14 protein-coding genes are annotated in these 16956 nt (G+C 69.7%); 5 read left to right on the plus strand and 9 right to left on the minus strand.

From position 1 onward, the window contains the following. Window positions 1-295 precede the first annotated feature (295 nt). The 4 genes from ON30_RS25845 (at window position 296) to ON30_RS25860 (ending at window position 4376) form a co-directional block, all read left to right on the plus strand. Complete coding sequence (locus ON30_RS25845) at window positions 296-1231, plus strand: NADP-dependent oxidoreductase (RefSeq protein WP_040711002.1); 936 nt, start codon at window positions 296-298, stop codon at window positions 1229-1231. A gap of 37 nt (window positions 1232-1268) precedes the next feature. Then, complete coding sequence (locus tag ON30_RS25850; RefSeq protein ID WP_040711003.1) at window positions 1269-2159, plus strand: LLM class flavin-dependent oxidoreductase; 891 nt, start codon at window positions 1269-1271, stop codon at window positions 2157-2159. Between the two features lie 227 nt (window positions 2160-2386). Then, a complete protein-coding gene (locus tag ON30_RS25855; RefSeq protein ID WP_040711005.1) occupies window positions 2387-3544 on the plus strand; it encodes a globin domain-containing protein in 1158 nt (385 codons plus the stop codon). 43 nt (window positions 3545-3587) lie between these two features. Further along, a complete protein-coding gene (locus ON30_RS25860; protein ID WP_083911670.1) occupies window positions 3588-4376 on the plus strand; it encodes an FAD-binding oxidoreductase in 789 nt (262 codons plus the stop codon). A gap of 120 nt (window positions 4377-4496) precedes the next feature. Here ON30_RS25860 and ON30_RS25865 read toward each other — a convergent pair whose 3' ends face one another. The 9 genes from ON30_RS25865 to ON30_RS25905 form a co-directional block, all read right to left on the minus strand. Next, window positions 4497-5666: a globin domain-containing protein gene (locus ON30_RS25865; RefSeq protein WP_040711007.1), complete on the minus strand. Its 1170-nt coding sequence runs from the start codon at window positions 5664-5666 to the stop codon at window positions 4497-4499. A 419-nt stretch (window positions 5667-6085) separates the two neighbouring features. Continuing rightward, window positions 6086-6487: a heat shock protein transcriptional repressor HspR gene (locus tag ON30_RS25870; protein ID WP_051029987.1), complete on the minus strand. Its 402-nt coding sequence runs from the start codon at window positions 6485-6487 to the stop codon at window positions 6086-6088. Then, window positions 6487-7656 carry a molecular chaperone DnaJ gene (gene dnaJ / locus ON30_RS25875; RefSeq protein WP_040711011.1) on the minus strand — a complete coding sequence of 390 codons (1170 nt, stop codon included), beginning with the start codon at window positions 7654-7656 and terminating at the stop codon, window positions 6487-6489. The genes ON30_RS25870 and dnaJ overlap by 1 nt, the downstream gene beginning before the upstream one ends. Window positions 7657-7758: 102 nt before the next feature. Further along, a complete protein-coding gene (gene grpE / locus ON30_RS25880) occupies window positions 7759-8382 on the minus strand; it encodes a nucleotide exchange factor GrpE (protein WP_040711013.1) in 624 nt (207 codons plus the stop codon). Next, a complete protein-coding gene (gene dnaK, locus ON30_RS25885; protein ID WP_040711015.1) occupies window positions 8379-10226 on the minus strand; it encodes a molecular chaperone DnaK in 1848 nt (615 codons plus the stop codon). Before dnaK ends, grpE begins: the two co-directional genes overlap by 4 nt. A 426-nt stretch (window positions 10227-10652) precedes the next feature. Then, complete coding sequence (locus tag ON30_RS25890; RefSeq protein WP_040711017.1) at window positions 10653-11294, minus strand: HhH-GDP family DNA glycosylase; 642 nt, start codon at window positions 11292-11294, stop codon at window positions 10653-10655. Window positions 11295-11363: 69 nt separating this feature from the next. After that, on the minus strand, window positions 11364-12860 hold the full coding sequence (locus ON30_RS25895) for a dynamin family protein (protein ID WP_373282630.1): 1497 nt from the start codon (window positions 12858-12860) through the stop codon (window positions 11364-11366). Continuing rightward, window positions 12857-14707: a dynamin family protein gene (locus tag ON30_RS41795; RefSeq protein WP_040711020.1), complete on the minus strand. Its 1851-nt coding sequence runs from the start codon at window positions 14705-14707 to the stop codon at window positions 12857-12859. The genes ON30_RS25895 and ON30_RS41795 overlap by 4 nt, the downstream gene beginning before the upstream one ends. A gap of 37 nt (window positions 14708-14744) precedes the next feature. Then, window positions 14745-15014, minus strand: coding sequence for a hypothetical protein (locus ON30_RS25905; protein WP_157183832.1), 270 nt, complete (start codon window positions 15012-15014; stop codon window positions 14745-14747). Window positions 15015-15113: 99 nt separating this feature from the next. Here ON30_RS25905 and ON30_RS36385 point away from each other — a divergent pair. Then, the coding region (locus ON30_RS36385; RefSeq protein ID WP_157183833.1) for a hypothetical protein at window positions 15114-16956 on the plus strand (1843 nt) is incomplete at its 3' end.

Below are 16956 nucleotides of genomic sequence, written 5' to 3' on the forward strand. Positions count from 1 at the left end.
CGTGCACCTTCCTCTGTGTCGATCTGCGCGGTGTCCGCGTACCCCGGCGGTGTCCGCTTTCACACCGTCCAACGTCGGAAAGGTTGAGTCTGTTCCGCTCAACTTCGACAATTTTCGACGGGCCCGTCCCCGCCCTGTCCAGCGACTCTCCCGGAGGCCAACGCTACGCCGCGCCCCCCTCGAATGCGACGGTTCGACCCCCGCGTGGTGTAGGGATGCATACGTGCGACCACCGGGTCGCCCGCCCCATCCCCACCGCCAGTCGAGGTAGCCGTTCCGGACGAGGAGCACACCGATGCGCGCGATCGTGGTACGACAGTTCTCCGGCCCCGTGGAGGCGGCCGAGATGCCGACGCCGGAGCCCGGGGCGGGCGCGGTGCGGGTGCGGATCGAGGCCGCCGGGGTCAACCCGTTCGACCAGAAGATCGCCACCGGATACCTGGAAGGCACCCTGCCGCACGACTTCCCGCTGATCCTCGGCGTCGACGGCGCGGGCACGGTCGACACCGTCGGACCCGGCGTCACCCATTTCGCCGCCGGTGACCGCGTGGTGGGCAGATTCCTGGTGCCGCCCGTGGGGCACGGCAGCTTCGCCGACTACGCGGTCCTGCCCGAGACCGCCACACTCGTGCACATCCCCGACCGGGTCACCACCATCGCCGCCGCCGCACTGCCGACCGCGGGCGGCACCGCGCAGGACCTCGTGGACGCCGCCAAGATCCAGCCGGGACAGAAGGTCCTGATCGTCGGGGCGACCGGCGGGGTCGGCTCCTTCCTCGTCCAACTGGCCAATATCGCGGGCGGCCACGTCATCGCGACGGCGCGCGCGGGCGACGCCGACCGGATGGCGCGACTCGGGGCCGTCGAGACCATCGACTACAGCCGCGCGCCGCTGGCCGATTCGGTGCACTTCCTGCACCCCGACGGCGTCGACGTGCTCTTCGACGTGGTCAGTCCGCCCGAGGTGCTGGCCGAACTGACCGCCTTGGTGCGACACGGCGGTTCGGTGCACTCCACCATCGGCTCGGTGGACGAACGCATGCTGCGGCACCGCGGCCTGCGCGGCGGCAACATCGAATCCGGCGGCGCCGCACCGGAGTTGGCGCGGCTGCTGAACCGGGTCGCCGAGGGCGACGTGGTGGTCCCGATCGAGGCCACGGTGCCGCTGGAACGCGCGCCCTCGGTGATCGGCGCGCCGGGAGCGCGCGGGAAGACGGTGCTCACCCTCTGACATCGGCCCCCGACACCGCGACGAGCAAAGGAACGACATGGCCGACGGCACGGCGCGCGAGGTCGAATTCGGCCTGTTCCTGATCCCACAGGCCGACGACTACGCGCAACTGACCGAACTCGCCGACTACGCCGATACGGCGGGTCTGGAGCTGATCGGCATCCAGGACCACCCCTACCAGCGGCGATTCTTCGACACCTGGACCCTGCTGACGGCGCTGGCGGTGCGGACCTCGCGGGTCACCCTGTTCCCCGACGTCGCCAACCTGCCGCTGCGCAATCCGGCGGTGCTGGCCAAATCGGTTGCCTCGCTGGACATCATCACCGGCGGACGGGTGCGGCTCGGTCTCGGGGCCGGCGCGTTCTGGGAGGCCATCGCGGCCATGGGCGGCCCCCGCCTGGACAACCGCGACGCGGTGCTGGCCCTCGGCGAGGCGATCGCGGTCATCCGGGCCATGTGGAGCGACGAGCGCGCGGTGCGGGTGCGCGGCCGGTTCCACACGCTCGAAGGCGCGCATCCCGGGCCGACCCCGAAACACGATCCGGGGATCTGGCTCGGCGCGAAGGGGCCGCGGATGCTGGCGCTGACCGGTTACGCCGCCGACGGCTGGCTGCCCTCCTCCGGGTGGGCGCCCCCGGAATTCCTCACCGAGGCCAACAAGCGCATCGACGACGCGGCGGCGCGGGCCGACCGCGAACCGAGCGCGATCCGCCGCCTCTACAACGTCTCGGGCACCATCACCGACGGCGACGACCGCGGCTTCCTGGAGGGCCCGCCCGCCCGCTGGATCGACGATCTGGTCGGCCTGCACCGCGACCAGCGCATCGACGGGTTCGTCTTCTGGCCGATGGAGGGCGACCCCGTAGAACAGATCCGCAGGTACGCTGAACTGGTGGTCCCGGCGGTCCGAGCCGCCGTGACGGTCTGACCCCGGCGCGCGCGGAGTCGCGGATGCCCGCATAATCCCTTCGGGCGCACTACGGCGGCCCGGCGACGCACGAGGCGAAAGGCTGCCGACGAACCACCCGTCACGGTGGTCCCATCCGGCGCACAGCCACCCCCGACCACGGGGTTTTCAGGAATACTCGAGCACGGGCCGAGCCGGATTGTCGGGTACGTCCCTGAGCTAGACAGAGGGAAAGGAAGCTCCACCTCGTGGATGCGCGTTCGGCAGCGCTGGTCCGCGCCAACTTCCGTTCGGTGACCGATGTACCGAACGGGTCCGAGCGGTTGATCAGCGCGTTCTACGGTCACCTGTTCGCGGAGAACCCGCGGTTGCGCGAGCTGTTCCCGCCCGCGATGGATATGCAGGCCAAGCGGTTGGTGACGGCCATCCAGTTCGTGCTGGACAACCTGGAGGACTGGGAGCGGGCCCAGAAGTTCCTCGAACAACTGGCTCGCGACCACCGCAAATACGGTGTGACCGCGTCCCACTACGACGCCGCGGGCCGCGCGCTGCTGGCCGGATTCCGCACCTATCACGGCCCGGACTGGACGCGCCAACTCGAGGAGGGCTGGCGCGACATCACCATCCTGATCTCCGCCTCGATGGCGATCGGCGCCAATTCCGACAAGAGCAAGCCCTACTGGGAGGCCACCGTCGTCGGCCACCGCCGGGTGCTCGAGGATCTGGCGATCGTGCGACTGCAATCCGACGGCCCGATCCCCTACCAGGCGGGCCAGTACGTGCCGGTCGCGGTGCCGCAACGTCCGAAGATGTGGCGCTACCTCTCACCCGCCATTCCGGCCAACCCGTACGGCGAGATCGAGTTCCACGTCCGCAAGGTCCGCGGCGGCTGGGTCAGCCCAGCGATCGTCAACGAGACCCAGGTCGGTGACCGCTGGCTGGTGGCGGGCCCGCTGGGCGGCCTGCACATCGACCGCGAGCGCAACCGCGACGTCCTGCTGATCGGCGCGGGCACCGGCATCGCGCCGTTGCGCGCGCAGTTGATCGAGATGGGTCAGCGCGGCATCAACCCCCGGGTGCACTTCTTCATCGGCGGCCGCTACCCCTGTGACCTCTACGACGTGGAGAACATGTGGCAGCTCTCGCAGAGCAACCCCTGGTTGACGGTGGTGCCGGTCTGCGAGGAGAAGACCAATCCGTGGTGGTATCCGCATCCGCCCGCCGACGCGCCCTACGGGATGCACCGGCGGCTGATCGGCAACCTCGGCGCGGTGGTCGCCAGCTTCGGCGCGTGGGCCGACCGCCAGATCCAGATCGCGGGTTCGGCCCGGATGATCGAGGACACCCGCCGGGCGTTGATCGCCGTCGGCACCCCGGAACACATCATCACGTCCGATCCGGTGTGATCGACGTCGGCGCGGGGCGTTCCCGCGGGATACAGGAGATTCGATGACGGACCCGAGCATGCTCGGCCATGGGCCCGCCCCCTTCGACGAGACGCCCGAGTGGACGGCGACCGTGGTCGGCCACCACCGGTTGCGCCACGATGTCGCGGTCGTTCGGCTGATCGGCGAATTCGTGCCGTTCGCCGCCGGGCAGTCGGTGGAGGTCAGGGTGCCGCAGCAGCCCGGGGTGCGGCGCAGGCTCTCACCCGCGCTGCCGCCGTCGCTGGACGGGAAGCTGGAATTCCACGTGCGGGCCGTACCCGGCGGATGGCTCAGCGGGCACCTGGTGGCCGACACCGCCGACGGCGACGAGTGGCGGATCTCCGCGCCCGCGGGCACTTTCCGCGTCGATCCGGACGGCCCCGAAGTGGTGATGGTCGCGGGTGGCACCGGTTTGGCGCCGCTGCGCTCGATGATCCTGGAACTGGCCCGCCACCCCGCGCCGCCCAACACCTACCTGTTCGTCGGCGGTCGCTCGCCCCGCGACCTCTACGCGGGCGACATGCTCACCCTGCTCGCCGACGAATTGCCGTGGCTCACGGTGGTTCCCGTGGTGGAGAACCTGGAGGACCCGGGCTGGGACGACGAGTGGTTCGAGCACTCGCGCGTCGACATCGGCTTCGCCCCCGACGACCTGCTCCAGGGCACCCTGGCCGATGTGGTCGGCTCACACGGCGCGTTCGCGCAGCACCAGGTGCTGGTGTGCGGGTCGCCCGGGATGACCCGCGCCACCGTGGATCGCCTGCTGGACACCGGAACCCCGATCGGCAACATCCAGGTCGAGGGACTCTGATCGTCGTCCAGGCGAAGGCCGGGATCCATTCGCGACCTCGCGGATAGTCGTCACCCGCCTGGATCCCGGCCTTCGCCCGAACGAGGAGCACATCCGGGCCTGGTGGTGCTGGTGGTGCGGCTAGAACAGCGGATCGTGGCGGATGTTGCGGGTCTGGGTGCCCGCGGCCATCAGCCGGAACTTGGTGGTCTGCACCATCGACGGCGACCCGACGATCTGCACGTCGCGATCCGACCACGGCCCGTAGGCCGCCACGACCTTGCCGATCTGCCCGGTGATGCGCGGTTCGAGCCCGGGCAGGTCCGGCGCGGGCTCCTCCGGCGGGGTGTACCACCAAGGGTTGTCGTCGTTCTCGGTGACCGGGGTGACCGTCAACCACGGGTTCGCCACCGCGAGCGCGTTGAGGGTCTCCAGGTCGTAGAGGTCGCACGGGTGGTGGCCGCCGACGAACAGGTGCACGTTCGGATTGACCCGCCGGTGCGCCATCGTCATGAGTTGCGCGCGCAGGGGGGCGATTCCGCTGCCGCAGCACACCATCAGCATCTTGCGCTTGGTGTTGCGCGGAACACCGAGACCGCCCAGCGGTGAACCGAGCAGCCATTGTTCGCCGACTTTGGTCTGCCCGATGATCGCCGGGCTGACCCAGCCGCCCATCACGCCGCGGATGTGGAATTCGATCTCGCCGTCGGCGTTCGCCGGGATCGCCGGGGACAGATAGCGCCACATGCGCGGCCGCGAGGGCACCTGCACGCTGACGTACTGACCCGCGGCGTAACTCATCGGCTGGTCCATCATCAGGCGCACGATGGTGAGATTGCGCAGGACCGTGCGTTGTTCGACGACGGTGCCGGACCAGACGGCGGGCGTCGTCTCCTGCTCGGCCGCACCGATCATCGTCTCGGAGATGACGGCCAGGCCCTCGTCCCATGCCTGGTCGACTTCGTCGGTCCACATCTCGGTGTCGGCGAAGCGGCGCATGGCCGTCTTCAACGATGTCGCCACCGCGACGTAATGTTCCGCCTGCACACCGTATTTGCGGTGATCCCGCCCCAATTGCGCGAGAAACGGAAGTAATTTGTCGGGCTCCTCGAGTCTGTCGAGGGTGTAGGAGATGGCTCTGACCAGTCGATCGCGCTGCGCGTCCATCGCGGCGGGAAAGAAGTCCCGCGCGTGAGGGAAGTCGGAGAACAACGTGGCATAGAACGAACTGGCCAGTTTCTCCGAGCCCCCTTCCTCCGCAGCAACCGCCTTGAACGTCGTTCTGATCAAAGCGACAGTCCGCGAATCCATTTGTGTCACAACCCCATTTCGCGTTCGGAACACAGAACGTGCCAGCGAGTGAGGTGCCGCGGGACACTCGTCAGCAGCCGATGCCAAGGAGTGTAGGCGAGGTTTGCCGGGAGCGGAACGACCTTATAGAAGTTCACGCATGTAATTCCTACGAACCGAGGACAGGAAAGGAGAAACGCCGCAGAAACAGACCGAGTGTTGGTCCATATGCGGCGTTTTCGGTCACTGTCACACCATTCGACCCCGGACCGATCGCGGGGCCACTTCCGAATTAGCCCACGGGAGCGATCTTTCGGCAACTATTTGTCCGGTCAAGTCAACAAACAGACCGCTCTTTTTCTCGAAAAGCCCCGAATACGAGACGGACCCCGGACCGGCCATCGCGCGGATGGACCGGGCCGAGGCCCGAAACGTTCGATTCAGCGTTGGTGGCGCGGCTTCCACACCACCAACGCGGTACTGCGCTGCTGCGGCGCGAAATCCGGACGGTACCCCGCCCGCAGCCGCTCCAACTCGGCCGACAACTCGGCGACCGTCTCACGCAACTCCTCGACCTGATTGGTCAGTTCGATGATGCGCTTGATACCGGCCAGGTTCACGCCCTCGTCCTGCGAGAGACGCTGCACCTCACGCAACAGTTCGACGTCACGCGCCGAATACCGTCGCCCCCCGCCCGAAGTGCGTTGCGGTGTCACCAGTCCGAGGCGGTCATAGGTGCGCAGCGTCTGCGCGTGCATGCCCGCCAACTGGGCCGCCACCGAGATCATGAAGAACTCGGCACGCGCGGCCCCACTCGGGGCCTTCTGCGGATCAGAGGACATCACGCACCTGCCCATCCGGCACGGGGATCGAAGCCGCTGGCCTTCTCCGCCTCCGCGTAGCGTTCCAGCGCCCGCGCGGCTTCGTCGTCCAATTTCTGGGGAACCGCGACCTTGACGGTGACCAGCAGGTCACCGGCGCCGCCGCCGCGCTTGGGCACACCGCGTCCGCGCACCCGCAGGATGCGGCCGTCGGCGGTGCCAGGAGGCACCTTCACCCCGACCCGGCCCTCCAGCGTGGGCACCGAAACCGTTGTACCCAACACCAATTCACTGTAACCGACCGGCAGCACCAAGGTCAGGTCATCGCCGTTGCGGCCGAAGACCTTGTCCTGGCTGACGTGCACCGTGACGAACAGGTCACCCGAGGGCGCGCCGCGCAGGCCCGCCTCGCCCTGACCCGCGAGTCGGATGCGCTGACCGTCGCTGACCCCCGGCGGAATGCGGACCGTGATGGTGCGGGTCCGATTCTGGATGCCGGTGCCGCGGCAGTCCGCGCACGGGTCGTCGATGATCGACCCGGTGCCGCGGCAGTCGTCGCAGGGCTCGCTGAATCCGAACGCGCCCTGGTTGCGACTGACGACGCCGGTGCCGTTGCAGTGCGGGCACACCCGGGGACTGGTCCCCGGCTTCGCACCGCTGCCGTGGCAGGTCGTACACGGCGACGGACTGGTCATCCGCAGCGGGACCGTCACGCCCTGGGCGGCCTCGCGGAAGCCCAGGGTCGTCTCGGTCTCCACGTCGGCGCCGCGCCGTGGACGCGACGCGCCGCGCGCGCCGCCGCCCCGATTGAACAGACCGCCCAGCAGGTCACCGAGTCCACCGTCGCCAGCGGACGCACCGCCACCGAAGATGTCCCCGATATTGAAATCCTGCTGCGTGTAGCCGCCCTGCGCGCCACCGGGATTGAAGCCGCCGCGCGGATAACCGCTGCCCGCGAACAGCTTCCTGGTGTCGTCGTATTCCTTGCGCTTGGCCGGATCCGACAGCACGGCGTGCGCCTCGCTGACGGCCTTGAAACGCTCCTCGGCCTTGATGTCACCCGGATTGGCGTCCGGATGCAGATCACGGGCCAACTTGCGGTAGGCCTTCTTGATCTCGTCCTGCGAGGCGCTGGAGGAGACACCCAGCTCCTTGTAGAAGTCCTTTTCGATCCACTCCCGTTGACTCACCGGGTCTCTCCTCCTCTCGCTCTATCGGTGACGCGGTGATCGCGGTTGCCCGCGACCCGACCCCGCGCTGCCGCCCCCCGACCCGACACGCGCGTCGCGGTACTAGTTGTTGTTGGCACCGGCATCAACATCCGATGCCGCCTCTGCCAAATCGTCCACGCCATCGGTTACCCCCACCAGCGCGTGCCGAAGCACACGCTCGCCGAGCCGATAGCCCTTGCGCATCACGATGCCGATCACCGGGTCGTGCCCGGAACCCTCGTGCTGAACCGCCTCGTGCAGCGTGGGATCGAAGGGCTCGCCCTCGGTCCCGAACTCCTCGAGGCCCTGCTTGCGCAGGGACTCGGCGAGCTTGTCCGCCACCGACTTCAGCGGCCCGGCCTCCAGATCGCCGTGCGCTCGCGCCCGGTCCAGATCGTCGAGCACATTGAGCAACTCGGTGACCACGCCCGCCTTGGCGGCGTCGACCGCGGTCTTGCGATCGCGCTCGACGCGCCTGCGGTAGTTGGCGTACTCCGCGGTCAGCCGTTGCAGGTCGGCGGTGCGCTCGGCGAGCTCACCATCGGCCTTCCCGGCCTGCGGGGCCTGCTCGACCTCGGGTTCGGCCGCGGCGGCGCCGTTGTCCGCCGCGGGCTCCCGGATCTCCCCGGTCTCCGGATCGATCTTGCGGTTGTCGACGAAGGTGATCGGCTCCTGTTCGGAGTCGCCCGACTTGTTCTGCGTCACTTCTTCTCCGTGTCCACCGGCTCGTCCACGACCTCGGCGTCCACGACCTGATCGTCGTCGTCGGACGGCGCGGAGCCGTTGCCCGACGCGGCCTGATCGGCGGCCGACGCCTCGTAGATCGCCTGACCCAGCGCCTGCGACTCGGTGGCCAACTTCTCCACCGCGGCCTTCACGGCGGCGATATCGGTGCCCTTCAGGGACTCGTTCGCCTCGGCGATGGCGGCCTCGACCTTGGACTTCACGTCCGCGGGCACCTTGTCCTCGTTGTCCTTGATGAACTTCTCGGTCTGGTGCACCAGCGACTCGGCCTGGTTGCGGGTCTCGGCCTCCTCGCGGCGGGCCTTGTCCTCGGCGGCGTGCGCCTCGGCGTCCTTGACCATCCGGTCGATCTCCTCCTTGGACAGGCCGGAGCCGTCCTGGATCTTGATCGTGTTCTCCTTGCCGGTGCCCTTGTCCTTCGCGGTGACGTGCACGATGCCGTTGGCGTCGATGTCGAAGGTGACCTCGATCTGCGGCACGCCGCGCGGGGCCGGCGGGATGCCGGTCAGCTCGAAGGAGCCGAGCAGCTTGTTGTGCGAGGCGATCTCGCGCTCACCCTGGAACACCTGGATCTGCACCGACGGCTGGTTGTCGTCGGCGGTGGTGAAGGTCTCCGAACGCTTGGTCGGGATGGTGGTGTTGCGCTCGATGAGCTTGGTCATCACCCCGCCCTTGGTCTCGATGCCCAGCGACAGCGGGGTCACATCGAGCAGCAGGACGTCCTTGACCTCGCCCTTGAGCACACCGGCCTGCAAGGCGGCGCCCACGGCGACGACCTCGTCCGGGTTCACGCCCTTGTTGGGCTCGCGACCGCCGGTCAGCTCCTTGACCAGTTCCGAGACGGCGGGCATGCGGGTGGAACCGCCGACGAGGACCACGTGGTCGATGTCGGCGACGTTGATGCCCGCGTCCTTGATCACGGACTGGAACGGCGCGCGGGTGCGGTCGAGCAGGTCCGAGGTGATCTTCTGGAACTCCGCGCGGGTCAACTGCTCATCGAGGAACAGCGGGTTCTTGTCCGCGTCGACGGTGATGTAGGGCAGGTTGATCGAGGTGCTCTGCGAGGAGCTCAGCTCGATCTTGGCCTTCTCCGCGGCCTCGCGCAGACGCTGCATGGCCATCTTGTCCTTGGTCAGGTCGATGCCCGAGCTGCCCTTGAACTTGTCGACCAGCCAGTTGACGACGCGCTCGTCCCAGTCGTCGCCGCCGAGGTGGTTGTCACCGGAGGTGGCCCGCACCTCCACGACGCCCTCGCCGATCTCCAGCAGCGAGACGTCGAAGGTGCCGCCGCCGAGGTCGAAGACCAGGATGGTCTGTTCCTTGTCGCCCTTGTCCAGGCCGTAGGCCAGCGCGGCCGCGGTGGGCTCGTTGACGATGCGCAGCACGTTCAGGCCGGCGATCTGGCCCGCTTCTTTGGTGGCCTGGCGCTGGGCGTCCTCGAAGTAGGCCGGGACGGTGATGACCGCGTCGGTGATCTCCTCGCCCAGGTACGCCTCGGCGTCGCGCTTGAGCTTCATCAGCGTGCGCGCGCTGATCTCCTGCGGCGTGTACTTCTTGCCGTCGATCTCGACGTTCCAGTCGGTGCCGATGTGGCGCTTGACCGAGCGGATGGTGCGGTCGACGTTGGTGACCGCCTGATTCTTGGCGGGCTGACCCACCAGCACCTCGCCGTTCTTGGCGAACGCCACGATCGACGGCGTGGTGCGCGATCCTTCGGAGTTCGCGACAACGACAGGTTCGCCGCCCTCGAGTACGGCGACGACCGAGTTCGTGGTCCCGAGGTCGATTCCGACCGCACGAGCCATGGTGATTCCTCCTAGTTGACGAAACATCTTGTGTCGGTGCCCGGCGGGTGTCCGCCCTTGCGGTTCGGACCCCACCCCTGCACCTCACGGAGCACGGTCCCAGCAACGCTGAGTGTGGTCGGCTCAATCCTGCACCCGGATCGGTCCGGGCGTCAACTGAAACTTGAGTCGATTTCACTCAACCTTGTCGATGAGCTCAACGGGTGACCCGCCCGATTCATTCCCGGCCGGCGCGAAATCCTCCGCCGACGGCGGTCGCCCGCGTCCGCCATTGTCGTCACGGACCCGCCGATGTCACCGGTGCGCGGCCGAACCGTGCGCCAGTTGTGACCCGGGGCCGGGCGCGTCTCCGCGCGGAACCAGCATCGCTTATGAAGGCATCTCCGCAGTTCAAAAGGATTCTCAGCGGTGGCCTCGGGCCGCGCGTCAGTCGGCGACGGCCCGCAGGCGGTCGGCCAGATCGTCGTCCCGGCCCACCCGGACCAAGGCCGCCGCCAAGGCCGCCGTGTGACGCGGGGCCAACGCGGACAACTTCTCCGGATCGGTCGGCAGACCCAGACGCTCCGCCCCGTGGCGGACCCGATCATCGAAATACGGGCGCGCCCACGGCCAGACGTCCTGGACCTCGCGCAGGAAGATGGCGCTGCCCGTCGGACCGATCCCGTCGAACCGTTGCAGCAGTTCCGCGGCCCGGCGCGGATCGTCCTCCGCCTCCTCGGCCAATTCGCGCAGGTCACCGTGGTAGCGGTCCAGCACATCGGTGGCGACCGCGCCGAGTCGGGTCGCAGTGGTCTCGTCGTAGCGGCGGTAGTGACCCCGCCCCAGCGCGTCCACCAACTCCTGCCATTCGGCGTCGGCCACCCGATGCGGCGTCCGATACCCGCTGCGCACCAACTCCTCGGCGGCCGTCACGGCAATCGACGCCGAGATCGGGGCGCTCAACAGTTCCGCCAGCATCAACAACTGGAACAACGGCGCCGGTTTGTCGTCCAGGGTGATCCCCGCCTCCTCGGCGTAGGTCGTCCCCGCCGACTCCAGCAGTTCCTCGACCACCTTCGACTCGCTCATGACGTCCTCCGTCCGCGCGGTTCCGGATATGTGCGGCCTACCCGTCGTCGCGCGGTTCACGCACTCGGATCAGGACTCCAGGGTGCCCTCGGCGCTGCGGGCGGCGACCAGGCACGCCGAACGGGTGAACTGGTCGGCCAGCGGGTGACCGGCGCGGCCGCGCCATTTGCGGACCGCGGCCACGGCTTGCTCGCGGCGAATCGCCGGCGAGGCGTCCGGGGGCAGCCCCAGACGCAGGTGCGTCGCGATGCCGGACCCGCCGATCAGACGGTGCAGTTCGGCCAGATCCGGGGGCGGCAAGGTCAGTTCGTCGGTGCGCAGGCGGCCCAGCAGACGCAACTCCGCGAAACCGTGCACATCCGCCGACAAGGTGCGCACCCGCGGCATCAATCGATCCGCCGCCGTGCCCGGATGGGCGGCCAGCACCTTCGCCAACGCCGACAGCGCGGAATGCGCCTTCAACTGATCCGCGCGCTGGGCGAACTGCACGTCCAGGACCGCGCGCAACTCGTCCACACCGCTGCGTTCGGTGAGCTCCGCCGCCAGCGTCGCCGAATCGCGCACACCCAACCGGATCAACGTCACCGCCATCCGGATGCCGAACATGCCGAACCGGTCGGCCAGGCGCGCGCGGTCCGCGGGCGGCACCGGCAACGCGATATCGGGGCGCGCGAAACGATCCACCGACAACATCGCCGCCGCCAACTCCTCCACCGGCACACCCGCCAACGCCTGGAACGCCGCGAACTCCTGCTGACGCAACGTCGCCGCCGCGAACGCCAACAGACCCGCCACCGGAATCACCGCCTGACACAGCCCGGTCCGCTCCAACTCGCCGGCGAAACGCGCGGCCACCTCGCGCGCCGAATGCAGCGCGTCGATCCGGCCCGCCCCGATCTCGTCGGCCCGCGAGACCACACCGATCACACCCAGGGGGCCGCCGCCGTCCGCGGGCGCGCCCACCCGCTCCAGGAAATCGATGTCGGTGGCGTCCAACCTGCGCAGCAGATACACCACCGCGTCCGCGCCCGGCAGCGACAACTCGTCGTCGGCGTCCGGCGTGAGCAGGCGCGACGTGCGGCGGGAGATGTCACGCGAGAGCGAGGACGTGCCCGGGGTATCGATGATCGTGGTGTGCGCCAGCGCCGCGGCGGGCCAATCCACCTCGAGGTGGTCCACCTCGCGGGCGAATCCGCCGCTCCAGCGCAACGCCTCCAGGTCGAAAGTGAGACCGCCCACCGACTCCCGGCGCACCACCACGTTCGCCGTCGCCCCGTCGCGGGCGTGCGCCGTCACCGCGGGCGTGCCGCCGTGCCGATACCAGGTGACCACCCGGGTGCACTCGGTCGCGTCGGTCGGCGCGATGTCCTGACCCACCAGCGAATTCAGCAACGTCGACTTGCCCGCCTTCAGCGAACCCGCCAACGCCACCCGCAACGGCTCGGCCAGCCTGCGGGCGCAATCCGCCAACAACGCCCGCGCCCGCGGCTCACCCGCCAACTCCCGACGGGCCGACTCGATCAGAGCGCCCGCGCGGGACACCACCGGTGCGATATCGCTGGTCACCGAGCCACCGTACCGACGGCGGCGCCGGGAACCGCCGGAGCGTCCACGGATTCGGCGCACCGCCGCAACTCCGCCACCACCCGCAACTGCCGCTCCAACACCTCGGCCCGCTCGGCCCGCCGCGCCGACTCCATCGACGCCGCCTCCTGCGCCGCCCGCAACGACTCGTCGATCGAGCGCAGACTCCGCTCCGCCACCCCCGCGTAATGGTCACGCAGCGCGCGATGGATGCGGTGCAGGCGATCCTTGGACTCCTTGCCCGCCTGGAACGCGACATCGTCGACGAACCGGCGCAACGCCGTCTTCGCCTCGTTGCGGCGACGCGCCAACCGCGCCTGCTTGTCATCGCGGAACGCCTTGCCGCCCACGATGACACCGGCCCCGATCGAGATCGGATTCAACATCGCCAGCCCGGCGAACGTACTCGCCAGACCGACCATCAGGATGCCGCCGTAGGACCCGCGCATCCCCACCAGCAACTTGCCGCCCAACCCCATATCCGGCTCCAACTGCGCCAGCGTGCCCGCCGCGCGGGATTCCTCCGGCGCGTCGGCCCGCACATCCGGCAACTCCGCGGCCCCCACCTCCGCGAAATGCTCGGCCACCCGCTCCGCCAACGCCTGCGCGCGACGCCGCGTCCACAGCAAGTTGTCGCCGATCGCGGTGTCCACGGTGCCGGTCAACCAGTCCGCGATCCCGTCCCAGTGCCGCGCCGGATCGTTCTCGTCGATCCACTCCTCACCGGTCCTGGCGATCCCGCGCAGACGCTCGCGCAGATCGTGCTCCACATCGCCCGCCAGATCGGTGATCCCGTCCGCGAGCGTCTGCTGCCAAGCCGCGGTCCGCTTGTGCAGGCGCTCGGCCGAATCCCGCGCCACCCGCAACTCCTCCACCGCCGCCGCGCCCCGACCCGGATCACGCACCGCCACCAACTCACTGCCCAACGCCAACGCCAGATGCTCGGCCGCCGAACGGATGTCACGCGCCACCGCCACCCGGGTCGCCGCCTGATCGCGGGCCACCACCTGCTCGCGCAGGAACTGATACAGCGCCCCGAAACCCGACTCCGCGCCCAACTGCGCGTCCCGCAACCGCAGCGCGTGCGTGCGCAACACCGCCGACACCCCGAGGATCGGCACGTCCAGACCCGCCCGCGCCAGATGCTCGGCATCGGCCGCCAACACCCGACGCCACTGCGGATACAGATCCGTCTTGGACAGCAGCACCGCCACCGTCGGACACAACTCCCGCACCTGACGCAGGAATCCCACCTCCGGTTCGGTCAACTCCGTCGACGCGTCCGACACCATCAACACCGCGTCCGCCGACTGCACCGCCGCCAACACCCCCACCGAACCACCGCCGCCGTGCCCGCCCACACCGGGCGTGTCCACCAGCACGACGCCGTCCGCCAGCAGCGGATTCGGCAACCGCACCTCCCAGCGCGCGACCCGTCGACCACCCGTGGACTCCGACCGCGCCCCCACACCGGCGATCTCACCGATCGGCACCGACACCCTGGTCTCCGCCGACCCCGACCGCTCCGAGGCCAACACCATGTCCGCCTCGGGCGTCTCCCCGGCGGACAGCGACATCGGCGCGGTCGTCGTCACATCGTCGCCCACCGGACAGATCTCCACGTCCAGCAGCGCGTTCACGAAGCGACTCTTGCCCTGCCCCGCCAACCCGACGACCACGATCCGGCGGCGCGGATCCCGCACCCGCTCCGCCGCCGCCGCCTCCAACCGACCGACCAGATCCTCCCGCCGCGCCGCCCGCGCCGCGGCGATGGTCTCCCCGAGCGCCGCCGCCAGCGACGCCCCGGGAACGGGGGTGAGTGTCCCCATCGCGTTACCGCCCTCTCGATCCTCGGAACGGGACAACTCAGTGCGGGAAGACATCGCCCGCCACGTCACCACCGGCGTCCGCCCCCGCCTCGTGCCCGCCGAACGCCCCGGCATCCCCACCCAGCCCCGAACCGAACGCGCTCGACACATCCAGCGACGACCAGGTATTCGCCGTCGACCCGATCGCGCTCGCACCGTGCGCCCCGGAATCGAACCCACCGAAACCCGCGTCAGCGGTGCTGCCCACCGAACCGCCCGCCGCGGAACCGAACTCGCCGGCACCGGACGAGGAGAGGCCGTGCGACACACCGTTGACCGTCGACCCGAACTCGCTCGCACCCGTCGACGCGAACCCGCCGTTCACCGCCGAGCCGAACTCGCCGGCACCCGATGACGCGAACTCACCGTGCGACACACCGTTGATCGCCGATCCGAACTCACCCGCACCCGTCGACGTGAAACCACCGGTGGATCCGAACTCACCGCCACCGGACGAACTCGCCGAACCCTGCCCACCGCCGGTCGCCGAACCCCCGAACGACCCAGCCCCCGAGGACGCGAACCCGCCGACGGCCTCCGCACCGGACCCGAACGCCCCACCGACCGTCGACCCGAATTCCCCGACACCCGAACCGACCCCACCGACCGCGGACCCGAACTCGCCCGCACCCGACGCCACACCACCCGTCACGACCTCGGCCCCACCGTTGACCGCACCACCAACGGCCGACCCGACACCCGAAGCGCCGAACCCACCGTCGACAGCGCCCCCGAGCCCACCGACCGCACCCGATCCGGCACCCTCGAGCGCACCGCCCAGCCCGGCGCCGAGACCACCGACACCATCGAGCGCGCCACCCAATCCGGCACCGAGACCACCGGCGGCGTCTCCGCCGAGCCCGACCTCCAGCCCGGCCACCGAATCGCCGACCCCGCCCACGACCGCCCCGACGCCACCCTCGAAGGCCCCACCCAGCATCGACCCGAGCCCGCCACCGGCTTCCAGTCCCCCACCGAGCCCCGACTCCAACCCACCGGCCAATCCGCTCTCCAACCCGGCGGCCACCTGCCCCGCCGCCCCGACTCCCGAAGCCACCCCGGCCCCTACCCCGGCACCCACATCCCCTCCCGAACCACCCACGACCACACCACCGAATTCGTCACCGAGCCCCAGCCCGACGGAAAGCCCCGACTCCACCGCACCCCCGACACCACCGGCAGCCTCCGCGGCCCCACCGACCGCACCGCCCAGACCGGCACCGAGACCCGCCGCGGCGTCCACAGCACCACCCACACCGGCACCGAGACCGGCCGTCGCATCGACAGCACCATCCACACCCGCCCCCAGACCGGCCGCGGCATCGACAACACCGTCCACGCCAGCGCCGAATCCAGCGGCGGCATCGACTACCCCGTCGACGCCTGCGCCCACCCCGGCAGCCGCGTCGACCGCACCGACCAACCCGGCACCGAGACCCGCGGCCGCACCGTCAACGGCTCCCTCGAGTTCCGCATCCAAACCGACGGCGGCGTCCGCGCTTCCGTCGAGCGCACCACCGAGCCCCGCACCCAGACCAGCAGCCGCACCCGTGGCAGCACTCGCCGCACCGCCCAGGCTCGCGCCGATATCACCGGCAGCGCCCAACGCCCCATCGACACCGCCGCCGAGACCAGCGGTCGCGTCCACGACGCCGCCGAGTTCCGCCCCGAGGTCGGTGGCAGCCGCGGCAGCGCCATCGAGCGATCCGCCCACACCGGCACCGAGACCGGCGGTCCCGTCCAGAGCGGCATCGAGCGATCCACCGAGGCCGGCCGCTCCGTCGACAACACCGCCCACTGCCGCACCGACATTCGCACCCAAATCAGCGGCAGCGTCGACAGCGCCCTCCGCGCCGGCACCGAGTCCGGCGGAACCATTCACAGCACCGTCCAGCGCACCACCCACCTGCGCGCCGAGATCGGCCGCACCATCAACGGCCGCACCGATATTCGCGCCGAGATCGGCGGCGGTGTCGACCGCGCCGTTCAAAGTCCCACCGAGGCCGGCGGCCGCATCGACAGCACCGTCAAGCGCGCCACCTGCCCCCGCACCCAAACCAGCGGCGACATCCAACGCACCATCGAGGCTGCCATCGACACCCGCACCCACACCGGCGGCATCCACGGCACCCCCCAGAGCTCCACCTATTCCGGCCGCTCCGTCCAGCGCGCCGCCCAACTCCGCGCCGAGACCGGCGGCGGCATCCACA

The organism is Nocardia takedensis NBRC 100417, from assembly GCF_000308695.1.
GTDB lineage: Bacteria > Actinomycetota > Actinomycetes > Mycobacteriales > Mycobacteriaceae > Nocardia > Nocardia takedensis.